The following is a 12,064-nucleotide window of genomic DNA, read 5'->3' as shown; positions in this document are numbered from 1 at the left end:
AAGCGATACAGATGACCGACAAGATCGATTTCATCATCGCCGGCGTTCAGAAGGCCGGAACGACAGCCCTCTTCGATTACCTGTCCGACGATCCGGCCTACGCGCTGCCGAAAACGAAGGAGGTGCACTTCTTCGACGATGAGACCATCGATTGGCGGAACCCGGACTATGCCGCCTACCACGCGCAGTTCGACTGGTCGCGACCAGCCATCCGCGGCGAAGCCACGCCGATCTACATCTATTGGCCAAACGCCCTGGAGCGGATCGCCGCCTACAACCCGCAGATCAAGCTCATCATCATGCTGCGCGATCCCGTCGAGCGCGCCTGGTCGCATTGGCGCATGGAGACGTCGCGGGGCGTGGAACCCCACCCGTTCTCATGGTGCATCCGTGAGGGCCGACAGCGCCTGTTCGAGGCAGAGCCCTGGGGCGTTCACCGCGAGTTCTCGTACGTGGAGCGAGGGTTTTATGCCGAGCAGATGGAGAGGGCGCTCGGCTTATTCGGGCGAGATCAGGTACTGATCATCAATGCGGATGATCTGCGAAGCACGCCTACGGAAAGTCTGGCCCGAGTCGCCGCATTCGTCGGCGCGCGAGCGCGGGGCGCTGTTGAACACCGCGAGGTCCATGTTGGGGTGCATGGCGAGCGAGAGATCCCGGCGTCGGATCGAGCGTTCTTGAAGAATCTCTACGCTGATGACCAAGCGCGACTTCGAGAGCTGGCGGCCGCGCCGTAGGGCCCGGCAATCCCCCTAAGCGGCCAAGGTGCGGGGTCAGCAGCGCCCAAAAATAGGGCGCTTGATTGACGCCTCGGCCGAACCGCTTTGGCGGTGATCAAGCTCGTCCTCGCGAGGCAAGTCATTGGTATGCAACAGCCGGCCTCGGATCTACGCGATAGACGCCGCGGGCCTAGTCAGAAGATTTTCGCAGCGTTCCGTCCAGACATGAAAAAAGGGCCGCCCGATGGGCGGCCCTTTCTCACCTAGAGCCTTCTAGGGCTTAGGCGAAGTTGCTGCCGTCGACAGCGCTCAGGTTGGCCCCAACCAGGACCACCGCATCAGCGCCGTAGAACACCACCACGTCACCGCCGACCTGGGCCGCGACGACGTCGGTGCCGGCGCCGAGCAGAGTGGTCGCCTGAGCAGCCGCGGTATCGTAGTCCGCCGCCGTCAGTTCGGTGTAGATGGCGCCAGCGCCAACACCCACCTCGATCGTGTCCCCAGCTTCCCAGAAGTGGATCTGATCCAGATCGCCAGCCACCGCGCTGCTGTCGCCAGGGGCGAAGAAGAAGGTGTCGTCGCCCAGGCCACCGGTCAGGGTGTCTTGACCCAGACCGCCGGTCAGGACGTCGTTGCCTTGGCCGCCGGTCAGCACGTCAGCGCCGTCGCCACCGGTCACGGTGTCGTTGCCGTCACCACCCGAAATCGTAGCCGAGTTCGTGGCCGCGCTGCTCGCCGTGATGTTGTCGTTACCGGCGTCACCGCTGATCTCGTTGTTGCCGGCCCCAGCCACGATGGTGTCGTCACCAGCGCCGCCCACGACTTGGTTGTCGTCAGCGCCGACAGTGATGTTGTCGTTGCCGTCGCCACCATCAACGAAGTTATCACCGTCGCCGGCGTCGATCGTGTCGGACTGCGCACCGCCGTAGATGGTGTCATCGCCCGCGCCGGTCGTCAGGGTGTCGGAACCAGCGCCGCCGTCGATGTAGTTGTCGCCGTCGCCAGCAGTCACGGTGTCGTTGCCTTCACCGCCGTAGACCGTATTGGCGCTCGTGCCAGTGGTGGTGATGTCGTCGTTGCCGAGATCGCCGGACACCCAGTTCGCGCCGTCGCCGGCAGCAATGGTGTCATCACCTTGGCCGCCATAGACCGTGTCCGCACCAGCGCCGGTGGTGACGCTGTCATTGTCCATGTTGGCATGGACCCAGTTGACGCCGTCGCTGGCGGTGATGGTGTCGTCGCCTTGACCACCGTAGATGGTGTCGTTGCCGGTATCGCCGGTCAGGGAGTCATTGCCTTGGTTGCCGTGGATCCAGTTGTTGCCAGCGCCGCCGATCAGCGTATCGGCGCCAGTGTCTTCGCCGCCGATCAGGGTGTCGTTGCCAGCACCGCCGGTGACGCTGTCGTTTCCTTCACCGCCATCGATGTTGTCGTTGCCATCGTCGCCGGTGATGGAGTCGGTGCCGGCGCCGCCGAACAGCACGTCGTTGCCCGAGCCGGCGGTGATGCTGTCGTTGTCCTTATCGGCGTAGACCGTGTCGTTGCCGATGCCGGCAATAATGGTGTCGTTACCCTGACCACCATAGATGAGGTCAGCGCTCGAACCGGCGGTGATGCTGTCGTTGTCCATGTTGCCATGGATGTAGTTGGCGCCGCCAACATCGCTGATGGTGTCGGCTTGCTGGCCGCCGAGCAGGGTGTCGTTGCCGTCGCCGCCGGTCAGCGAATCGGCGCCCTGGTTGCCGTGCAGCGAGTCGTTGCCCTTGCCGCCGTCGAGGGTGTCCGCACCGCCGTTGCCGAGCAGCACGTCAGCGACGTCGCTGCCGACGATGCCCGCATCGTCGCCCGCCGTGCCAACGAAGAGCTTCGAGCCGTCCGGAAGGACGATATCCTGGTTGCCCAGGATGGCCGAGCTGAACACCACCGTGCGACCAGCGAAGGTCATCGAGACGGTTTGCGGCGAGGTCGCCGTCGCGGGGTTGATGGTGGTGGTCACCGCAGTGGCCGTGGCCCCTGCGGTCGTGAAGGTGAGTTGATCACCGGCGACCGCCGGGAAGGCCAGCGCCTGCTCCGCGGTGATCGTCTCGAAGAAGTAAATAGCCATGCTTCTCTCCAGTCTGTGTCACATGGACCCCCGAAACGGCTGGCCACCATTTTCCCAATGGAGCGGTCCCAGCGGTCCTGTCCTTCGACACAGTATGGCTGCGGCGAAGGTTAAACGAGCCCGAGGAAGACGTATCGGAAGCGAGGTTGATGCGCAACACCAAAAACGGGTGAAAACCCCCCGTACGCCGGGTTTTGCGCACACCTTTTATTAACGCGTCAGTCCTCCCGCAGGGCGTCGCGAATGGTGTCCGTAAGCGGACTGACAATGTAGGAGAGGATCGATCGGTTCCCCGTCACGATCATCGCTTCGGCCGGCATGCCAGGGCTAAGCTTGTCGCCTTTCGGCAACTTGGTCAGCTCTTGGGGTGGGATGCGGAGGTCGGCGCGGAAGTAGCCTTCGCCAGTCTTTTCGTCGACCAGCTGGTCGGCCGACACCGTGACAACCGTGGCGTCGACGGGCGGCGTACGGCGGGCGTTGAAGGCCGATAGGCGCACGCGCGCCCCCATGCCTTCCTTCACGACATCGATGTCCTGGGGCTTGATTCGAGCGGTCACGAGGAGCGGCGCGTCCGCCGGAACCACGCTCATGAGTCGCTCGCCAGGGCCGACGACGCCGCCGACCGTGAACTGCGTCAGGTCAAGCACATAGCCATCGGCGGGAGAGCGCACCGTCGCCGCGCGTAGGGTCTGAGTCGCGGCGGTGAGCTTCGGCGTGACCTCGGCCAGCCCAGTCTGCATCTGGCGCAGGCCCTCGGCCGCCTGGCTGATCCGCTGCTCCTTCAGGTTGGTGATCTGCAGGCGGGTCTCACCCATCTGCTCGCGCAGCCGCGTCATCTCGGCGACCAGCGAGCCCTTGCGCCCCCCTAGATCGGCCAGAGTCCGCTGATAGGCCAGGATCCGCGTCTTGGGCGCGTATCCCTTCTCGTAGAGGGTCTGGAAGCCGGCCAGCTCCTCCTTGATCAACTTGGTCTGTTCGTTGACCGAGTCGACCTGCACCTGGACGCCGCCGATCTGCGTCTCCAGTTGCTGCAGCTTCTGGCTGAGCACCGCGCTCTGGGTTTCGAAGAACTGCAGTCGCGAGGTGAACAGCAACTCCTGGTCGCGGATGATCCCGGCGACGCGGGGATCGGTGGTGCGGGAGGTCAGGTCCTGCGGGAAGGCCATGGCCGTCTGGCCGCTCACCTCCGCCTGGAAGCGGGTCGATTGGGCGAGCAGCGAGTCGTACTGGTTCTGCAGAACGTCGGTGCTGGCCTTGGGCTGGATCTCGTCGAAAGTCAGCAGCACCTGATTCTGGCGGACGTGCTGGCCTTCCTTGACCAGAATCTCCTTCACCGTACCGCCTTCGCGGTGGCGAATCGTCTTGCGGTTGTCCTCGACGCGAACCGTACCGGGCGCCACCACTGCGCTGTCGATCTTCGCGATCGCAGAGAAAAGCGTCAGACCCACGACGAACACGCCGACGACGATCGCGCCTTGGCGGATCGGCCGCTTCAGGCGCTGCTCCAGCACCGGGTCCAGCGGCGCGAGGTCCTTGTCGCCGAATGACGGCGGCACGTAGGGCTTGGGCGCGTTGAAGTCCATTTTCATCGGCCGGCCTCAATCACACGCGGTGCGGCGGGCTGCACCACCCTCGCCATTACCTGGTCACGGGGGCCGAACATCTCGATACGGCCGTCCCGCAGCATCAGCATCTTGTCGGCCGAACGGAACACACTCGGCTTGTGCGAGACGATGACGATGGTCGAGCCGCCGGCCTTGAGGGCGTCCAGGGCCTTGACCAGCGCCTCCTCGCCCTCGGCGTCCAGCGCCGCATTAGGCTCGTCCAGCACGATCAGCCGCGGCTGGCCCAGCAAGGCGCGCGCCAGACCGACGCGCTGGCGCTGGCCGGCCGAGAGCACATGGCCGGTTTCGCCAAGGTCGGTGTCGTAGCCGTTCGGCAGCCGCAGGATCAGTTGGTGAACTCCGGCCACCTGCGCGGCCCGCACAACCTGCTCGTCGTCCACGTCGGGCCGGAAGCGGGCGATGTTGTCCCTGATGGTGCCGGTGAACAGCTCGGTGTCCTGGGGCAGGTAGCCGACATGCTTGCCGAACTCCGTACGGTCCCAGGAATAGACATCCGCGCCGTCCAGCCGGACATGGCCGGTGTTGGGCTGCCAGATACCCACCATCAGGCGGGCGAGCGACGACTTGCCCGCGCCGGACGGGCCGATCACGCCCAGCATCTCCCCCGGCTCGATCTTGAAGCTCAGGCCCTGGAGCACAAAACGCGTCGCGCCGACCGGGGCGAAGTTCACCCCCTCCACCGAGAGCTGGCCCAGCGGTTTGGGAAGGCTAGTGGCCGGCTTGGAAGGCTTGTAGTCGGCGAAAAGCGCGTTCAGGCGCTCGAAGGCGCGATAACCGTTGGTCAGGCCGTCCCAAGACCCTACCAGCCGCTCGATCGGCTGGAGCGCCCGGGCCGCAAGGATCATGTTCGCAAACAGCAGGCCGGAGTGGATCTTGCCCTTCACGACCAGGTAGGCGCCGATGGCGATGATCAGGACCTGGATCGCCTGGCGGGTGAACTTGCTGACGTTGCTGAGTACGCTCGCCCGTTCGCTGGCGGCGGCGCTGCGCTCCATGGTGATGGCCCGGAAGCCCGCCCAGCGCGCGCCGAGCGGCTCGACCATGCCCATGGCGCGGACCACCTCGCCGTTGCGGAGCGCCGCGTCGGTGAAACCGTAGCTGCGCAGCGCCGCATCATTGGCTTCCTTCAGGGCCGGCCGCGTCGCGCGGTCCTGAATGAGGGCGACGAGAAAGAGCAAGCCCGCGCCGAGCAAGGTCACCAGTCCGATGATCGGGTCGATGATGAACAGCACGATCATGAAGACGGGCATCCAGGGCAGGTCGAACACCACCCCGAAGGTCTGGCCGGTCAGCATCTGGCGGAAGGCGTCGAGGTCGCGCAGCGCCTGGGAGCGCGCCGACGGATTGCTGCGGATGACGGTGTCGAACAGCGCCGAGAAGACACGTCCCGAGACCCGCTGGTCCATGACCAAACCGTAGTTGATCAGCACCTTGGCCCGGAAGTCGTCCACAAGGCCCGAGATCACGAAGGCCAGCAGCACCATGAAGGTGAGGACCAGCAGGGTCGGCACGCTGTAGCTGCTCATCACCCGTCCGTAGATCTGGAAGGTGAAGATAGGCAAAGCCATGTACAGCAGGTTCGAAACCAGACTGAACAGCCCAGCATAGGCCAGCGGCGTGTAGCCCTCTTTGATTGCTCGGGTGAGAGGGTTGTCGGGGAGATCCGCAAGCGGATTGAAAATCTTCATGCGCCGCGCGCCATTTCCGTGGGTGTTCGCCGTCAATGATCTAGACGGCCGTGGCCGAGGGAGAGTGCTCGAAGTCGAAGGCGGCTTGCGCCAAAAACTCGCGACACATGATCAGGCCTCGAAGGGATGTCAATGGCGCATCCAACCGCATAGATTCACGCCACGCTTGTTTGGATTCTTGCCCGACGAGCGCCGGAACGCGAGGGTTTGTATTTGTTTAGGATCGCTGTGGTCGGGAGCTGCATTACGCGCGACCTGTGGCCGATCGTGGGCGAAACGCCTCCGGAAGACCTGCTCTACATTTCGAGGACCAGCCTGCCGAGCTTGATGGCCTCTCCCTTGCCCGGCCTGGATTTGAGCCGCGAGCGCCCTGAGGCGCTGGGCCCCTTCTCCCACCGCGCGATGGTCGAGGATCTGCGCAAGACGGCCCTCTCACGGCTGCTCGCCCACCGGCCGACCCATGTGGTCTTCGACTTCATCGACGAGCGCGTGGATCTGCTCGCGGTCGGCGGCACGCTGGTCACCCATAGCTGGGAGCTCGAAGCCAGCGGCCAAATGTCCGATCCGGCGTTCGGCGAGGCCCACACCGTGGCGAGGAACAGCCCAGGGTGCGAGTTGCTGTGGCGCCGGGCGCTCGCCGAGTTCGCCGCCCTGATCGCCGCGACACCGCTGGCCGGCGCCCGGCTCATCCTCCACGAGGCGCAATGGGCGACCCAGTTCGTGGACGAAACCGACGCCCTCCACGACTTCCCGGCGGAGGTGGAGCTGTTCGGCGACCGACGTGGCTCGGTCGCCGCGCACAACGCCCTGCTGCGACGCTATGAGGGCGCCTTCCGACAGGCATTCCCGGCCGCGCGGACTGTGAATGCCGCCCCGGCGCTACGCATCGCCGACAAGCGCCATCGCTGGGGCCTCAGCCCCTTCCACTACGTCCCGGACTATTATCGCGAGGTGCTGTCGCAGCTTCACGCGCTGGGGGTCTAGACGCGCGGTGAAATCACAAGAGCGCCATCACGGACGCCGCCGGCAAGCATGACAGGCTCTTACCGAGCGCATCCGCGACTTAATGCAGGGCACTGCGGCGTCGCAACTGATGTGGAGGTCACGCGAGGTCCAAATCTCGGGCCGCTTCCGCACTATCGAGGAACTTGATAGGCAACGGTCTACAACATCAGGGGGAAACAGGAGCAGCACATGTTCAATCACATCATGGTCGGCTCGAACGACATCGAGAGATCAAGGCTCTTCTACGACGCGGTGCTCGGAGTGCTCGGCGCGGGGCCGCCGATTTCGCATCGAGCCGACAGCGGCCACAACCGCCTCTTCTATCGCCATGATGGCGCCACCTTCTGCATCAGCGAACCGATCAACGGCGAGGCGGCGACCGGCGCGAACGGCGGCACGATCGGCTTCAAGTGCGGATCCGCCGACCAGGTGCAGACGTTTCATGACACCGCCATCGCCCACGGCGGCGTCTCCATCGAAGACCCGCCGGGCGAACGCAACGGTAGCATGGGGCCTATGCACCTTGCCTATGTGCGGGACCCGGACGGCAACAAGCTCTGCGCGGTGTTCCGCCCCGCCTAGGTCGATCGGCCGGCGGCGATCCGCGCCATGCCTACCCGCCCTGCCGCCGCGCCCAATGCTCCAGCGGCGTCACCCCGCTGCCCGCAAAATCCGCGGCCGCTGAGAGGTAGTCTGTAACCGCCACGCCGAGCCAGGGCTCGGCGACGGCCCAAGCGCCGCCTTCGAGATAGTCGATCAGCGGGTTGCGGTCAGACGCCAGGTCGGCGCCGCGGAGGGCGATGTATCGCGGCGCGTCAAACCAGGGGCTGGGGCTGCGGCCTTCGGCGCCGCCGGCCAGGACGTAGTGAGTCAGCGGCTCGAGCCCGCTCCCCGCGAGGTCCGGGTTCTGCGCCCGGTACCAGGCGGGGTCGAAGAGCGGATGCGGCCTCAAGCCCATGGCCGAGCCCTGCGTCAGGTAGTGGACCAGCGACGGCTTGGCGGACACGCCGGCGGCCGCAAGCTGGGCGGCGTAGAACTCGGCGTCGAACAGCAGGTGCGGGCTCGCCCCGGCCGCTGCGCCAGCGCGGAGATAGTGGCCGAGCGGGTTTTCGCCGGAGGCGATCAGGTCGGGCGCCTGACGCGCGTAGTGACCGATATCGAACAGCGGATGGGGGCTGCGTCCCTCGGCGGCTCCCTGGCGCACGAAGTGCTCCAGCGGAGTCTGGCCGGCGCCAAACGCCCCAACGTTCTGCTCGGCGTAGAAGCTCGTCCGGAACAGGGGATGGGGGTCGACGCCCTCGCCCGCGCCACGTAGCAGATAGTGCACGAGCGGACTGGCCCGGCCGCCGGCGATGTCGGGCCGTTGAGCAAGATACCAGGCCTGGTCGAACAGCGCCTTGGGTTGGGCGTCCGGATCGCCGCCACGGCGGGCATAGGCGGCGATGGTCCGCAGCCGCGACAGCCGCCCCGCCTCCTCGCCTTCCCAGAGCCCGGAGCGCTCGACGATCAGGGCGCGCCCAAGGGAGCGGAGGCGATCGAGCCGGGCGTCCAGGCGCCGGTCTGCGGCCGGACGCGGCCTTGCGGCGGCGCGCGCTTGGGCGCTGGCGCAATAGCCGGCCAGGGCAAGGTCGCGGGCCTGCGCCTCGAGCCCGACGCGCGAGGTGAGCGCCTGCGCCAGGGCGGTTCCTAGGCGAGCGCGCGACAGCCCGCCCTCGACGGCGGTCTGCTGGCTGGCGGCCTTCAAGGTTTCGCACTGGCGCACGAGCGCCTCGACCTTGTCGATTAGGGTTTCTGGCAAGTTCGCCCGTGTCCTCTGTCGCCCCGGCCTATCCTGCTGGGTGTCAGGCTGACCGCCGTGACTGTCAAGCCGGCGCGCCCGCCAGGCCCTGCTCCACGAGCCAGCCCAGATAGCCTCCGCCCTCGGTCACGAAGGGGTCGCGGAACAGCGCGCGCAGGTCGTCCCGATCGCGCCAGATCAGGCGATGGGACCGTGCGATCGGCGCTCCGTTGTCATAGGCCCCATAGGCCCAGTAACGCGAGCCGATCAGGGCGTCCCCGGCCTTTTCCACCTGCTCGCGGTACCACCGCCAGATCTCGAAGACCACGTGGTCGTCGCCCGCGTAGCGGCGGGTCATGGCGTCCCCGGTCGGCCCAAGCTTGGTGAAATGCCAGAAGCGCAGCGGCGCGCCGTTGACGCGGATCGCACCGTCCCGGCCGATACTCACCCGGCGCTGGCTGAGGTTCCAGCTCGCGACGTTGTATCCCGGGTCGCGCACGATCCCGACCCGCTCGAACAGCGCCGGAACGTGGTCGCACCATTTCTGGTCGACGAAGAGGCCCGCGGCGATGTCGTCGTAGCAGAACTCCAGCAGGCGGTCGTTCCACCAGCGAGCGAACCGCGCCCCCTCTCCGCCCGTCCGCACGGCCACGAAGCCGAGATTGAATATTCCGGTGCGCGAGGCTGACAGGTCGTTGTCGAGGATCGCCTGGCGTTCGGTATTGGGGTCGAGCAGGTGCGGGGTCAGCAGGATCTCGTCCTGTCCCAGCCGCTCGACCAGAGGAGTCAGCTCGCCGAACAGCGCCGTGTCCGGGTCGAGATAGATGACGACGTCCGCGCCGGAATTGCAGGCGTCCAGCAGGAACGGGCCTTTGACCGCCGTGCAGGCCTCCACCACGTCGTGCTTGAAGACCCAGGACTTGAAGTCGGGGATCAGGGCGTCCGGATGCACGACCCGGTCGAAGGGCTCGTCCTCGATGCGCAAGCTAAAGCCGGCGGGCGGCCGGTCGGTGATCAGGGCGACCAGCTCCCAGTCGGGATGGAACCGCCGAAGGCTGGCGAACAGCACGCGCGCCCTGTCGAGATAGGCGAAGGTGAAGCTGGAAAAGCAGAGGACCTTCACGCGCCGACCAGCTCCGCGGTCAGTTTGCTGAACTCGAGATCGAACAGGGCAGGCTTGCGGGCGGCGCGGGCCAATTTGAGGATCTCGCCGCTTTCGAATTGCGCCTCCAGCTCGCGCTCGTCGACGAGCACCAGGCCATGACCGCTGGCGGCGGCGAAGGCGGCGACATTGCCGCTGTCGGGACCGGTCAGCACCGCCGTCCCGGCCGAGGCGGCCTCATAGGCAGCGAAGGCGAACGTCTCCAGGCACAGGGACCAGATGAGGGCCGCGTCGATCCCCAGGTCGAGCATCGCCTGGCGCATCGCCAGCGGATCGTCGGCCGTGACGGAAACCGGATAGTGCCACGCCATCGAGCCCGCCGCCGGCTTGCTGGCCAGGTGGATGAACTCGTAGCGGGGATCGTCGGCGAAGCGGTTGGCCAGCCGACTGAAGATCGGCCAGCCCTTGTGGATCGTCGGTCCGCCCGGAAAGGCCAGCCTGAACGGCCCCGGCTCGGCGTCGCAGGTCTGCTTGGACGGGACCAGGGTGGCATGGGGCAGAACCACCGTGCTGCGCGCGCCCAGGTCGCTTCCGGCCAGCCAGGCGTCCAGCGCCACCTGCGAAGGCGAGGCGACGGTGAGGTCCAGCCGCTCGAACAGCAGCTCGTGCTCACGCACGTGGGCCGCCCGCGCCGGGCCGTAAATGCAGAGGCTGCAGGCCGGGCTGCCCTGCGGCGGCGCCCCGCAGCTTTCGACGTCGTTGCGCATGAGGTGGACGCCGGCGCAGAGCGCGCCCATGTCGTGCAGCCAGAAATAGCCGGCGTTCAACCCCGCCGCCCGGACGATGTCCACCACGTCGCGGCTGGAGTGACCGAGCATCTGATGGATGGCGAAGCTACGTGGCCCACCGCCCCTCGCCTGCCGCAAGGCGGCGGCGATCGCCGCCGGTTCGAACGCGCCCAGCCGCCTTCCGTCGAGCAGGACGCCCATCGGCGTGTTGGTCGCGCCGCGCCGCACGGTCGGCCAGCCGTTGGCCGGATGCACATGCAGGTGGCCGATCCCGCGGGCCATGAACTGCGCCGACTCCCGCTGCACGCATAGCTGCGATCCCCCGACCGAGCGGCTGTAGTCGTCCTGGCTGAAGGTCAGGTGCAGCCCGCGCTCGCCGAGGCCCGCCAGGGCTTGCGCCAACACCGAAGCCGGAGACAGCTCCACCGGCTGCGCCCAGCGGGTGGCGTCGGCGATCCGGCCCTCGAAGCTCTGCAGCTTGGCCAATGCCGCCTGGCGGAAGCTCAGCTCGATCTTCGTCGGCCGCCCCTCGTGCCGGCCGGTGGTCGCGTAATGTATGAACGGATGGGCGCCGCTGGCGGCCACGTCCGGATTGAGCTCCAGATAGTCGGCGACGCTGAAGGCGAAGCTCGGATCGCGCCCTTCCCGCCAGCCCAGGCGCAGGAAATGGTCCAGCGGCTCGACGCCCATGCCGGCCAGGTCGGGGTTCATGGCGAGGTAGTAGGCCTCGTCGAAGAACTCTGTGGCGGCGGCCCGGTCGGCGGGCGTGACCGGCGCATCGCCACGGCCCGTCAGCATCGCGAAATAGGCATCGGCGTGTGTGGAGGCGGCGATGGGCCGGCCCTCGCGGAATCCGCTGCGAAGATAGTGCACGAACGGATTGGCCCCGGCCTGCGCCACGTCGGGATTGAGCTCGAGATAGGCGCTCGTCGAAAACCACGGCGCGGGATCGCGCCCTTCCCGCCAGCCGGAAACCCCATAGTGAAGCGGCGGGTTCAGCTCCGCATAGGTCAGGTCGTGGTGGGCCTGCCGGTAAAAGTCGCCGTCGACGGCGATCGCCAGCAGCCGCATGTCGTCAGGTGAGGCCTCGCCGGCCATGTGGTGATCTTCCCGTGCGACCTTGAGAGGCGGGTTTGCATCAGATGGATGAGACGATCAACCGCGAGCCAGGCGAACGCACGCATCGCGTTGATCGCCCAGGCCCCACCGCCTATGGTGGAGCGATAGCTGGCCGTACCGCTTCCGTCTTCCAGGAA

Annotated in this window: 9 protein-coding genes; 3 read left to right on the top strand and 6 right to left on the bottom strand. The window is 66.7% G+C overall.

Annotated features, from left to right (window positions below):
• The first annotated feature begins 11 nt into the window (after positions 1 to 11).
• Positions 12 to 737, top strand: a complete 726-nt coding sequence (locus ABID41_RS11285) for a sulfotransferase domain-containing protein (RefSeq protein ID WP_354297660.1) — start codon at positions 12 to 14, stop codon at positions 735 to 737.
• Between the two features lie 262 nt (positions 738 to 999).
• Here ABID41_RS11285 and ABID41_RS11280 read toward each other — a convergent pair whose 3' ends face one another.
• The 3 genes from ABID41_RS11280 to ABID41_RS11270 form a co-directional block, all read right to left on the bottom strand.
• Positions 1,000 to 2,823 (bottom strand): calcium-binding protein, encoded by a 1,824-nt coding sequence (locus ABID41_RS11280; protein WP_354297659.1) that lies wholly within the window; start codon positions 2,821 to 2,823, stop codon positions 1,000 to 1,002.
• Between the two features lie 218 nt (positions 2,824 to 3,041).
• The gene (locus tag ABID41_RS11275; protein ID WP_354297658.1) at positions 3,042 to 4,412 is read right to left on the bottom strand and encodes an HlyD family type I secretion periplasmic adaptor subunit; all 1,371 of its coding nucleotides are present in this window, start codon (positions 4,410 to 4,412) and stop codon (positions 3,042 to 3,044) included.
• On the bottom strand, positions 4,409 to 6,136 hold the full coding sequence (locus tag ABID41_RS11270; protein WP_354297657.1) for a type I secretion system permease/ATPase: 1,728 nt from the start codon (positions 6,134 to 6,136) through the stop codon (positions 4,409 to 4,411). The genes ABID41_RS11275 and ABID41_RS11270 overlap by 4 nt, the downstream gene beginning before the upstream one ends.
• 213 nt (positions 6,137 to 6,349) lie before the next feature.
• Between ABID41_RS11270 and ABID41_RS11265 the strand changes: the two genes are divergently transcribed.
• Positions 6,350 to 7,120, top strand: coding sequence for a DUF6270 domain-containing protein (locus tag ABID41_RS11265; protein ID WP_354297656.1), 771 nt, complete (start codon positions 6,350 to 6,352; stop codon positions 7,118 to 7,120).
• Between the two features lie 210 nt (positions 7,121 to 7,330).
• Complete coding sequence (locus tag ABID41_RS11260; protein ID WP_354297655.1) at positions 7,331 to 7,723, top strand: VOC family protein; 393 nt, start codon at positions 7,331 to 7,333, stop codon at positions 7,721 to 7,723.
• 31 nt (positions 7,724 to 7,754) lie between these two features.
• On the opposite strand, the gene ABID41_RS11255 is transcribed toward ABID41_RS11260, so the two are convergent.
• From ABID41_RS11255 to ABID41_RS11245, 3 genes are all read right to left on the bottom strand, one after another.
• Positions 7,755 to 8,939, bottom strand: a complete 1,185-nt coding sequence (locus ABID41_RS11255) for a hypothetical protein (protein WP_354297654.1) — start codon at positions 8,937 to 8,939, stop codon at positions 7,755 to 7,757.
• 64 nt (positions 8,940 to 9,003) lie between these two features.
• Positions 9,004 to 10,041 (bottom strand): hypothetical protein, encoded by a 1,038-nt coding sequence (locus ABID41_RS11250; RefSeq protein ID WP_354297653.1) that lies wholly within the window; start codon positions 10,039 to 10,041, stop codon positions 9,004 to 9,006.
• Positions 10,038 to 11,906, bottom strand: a complete 1,869-nt coding sequence (locus tag ABID41_RS11245; protein ID WP_354297652.1) for a hypothetical protein — start codon at positions 11,904 to 11,906, stop codon at positions 10,038 to 10,040. The genes ABID41_RS11250 and ABID41_RS11245 overlap by 4 nt, the downstream gene beginning before the upstream one ends.
• Between the last annotated feature and the right edge of the window lie 158 nt (positions 11,907 to 12,064).

Source organism: Phenylobacterium koreense (genome assembly GCF_040545335.1).
Classification (GTDB): domain Bacteria; phylum Pseudomonadota; class Alphaproteobacteria; order Caulobacterales; family Caulobacteraceae; genus Phenylobacterium; species Phenylobacterium koreense.
The sequence above is the reverse complement of the archived record's forward strand: the minus strand, read 5'-3'. Positions and strand labels throughout refer to the sequence as shown.

Excerpts from the sequence above, each read along its gene's own strand:
- ABID41_RS11285 (WP_354297660.1), top strand. The coding sequence starts at position 12 with ATGACCGACAAGATCGATTTCATCATCGCCGGCGTTCAGAAGGCCGGA.
- ABID41_RS11280 (WP_354297659.1), bottom strand. The coding sequence starts at position 2,823 with ATGGCTATTTACTTCTTCGAGACGATCACCGCGGAGCAGGCGCTGGCC.
- ABID41_RS11275 (WP_354297658.1), bottom strand. The coding sequence starts at position 4,412 with ATGAAAATGGACTTCAACGCGCCCAAGCCCTACGTGCCGCCGTCATTC.
- ABID41_RS11270 (WP_354297657.1), bottom strand. The coding sequence starts at position 6,136 with ATGAAGATTTTCAATCCGCTTGCGGATCTCCCCGACAACCCTCTCACC.
- ABID41_RS11260 (WP_354297655.1), top strand. The coding sequence starts at position 7,331 with ATGTTCAATCACATCATGGTCGGCTCGAACGACATCGAGAGATCAAGG.
- ABID41_RS11245 (WP_354297652.1), bottom strand. The coding sequence starts at position 11,906 with ATGGCCGGCGAGGCCTCACCTGACGACATGCGGCTGCTGGCGATCGCC.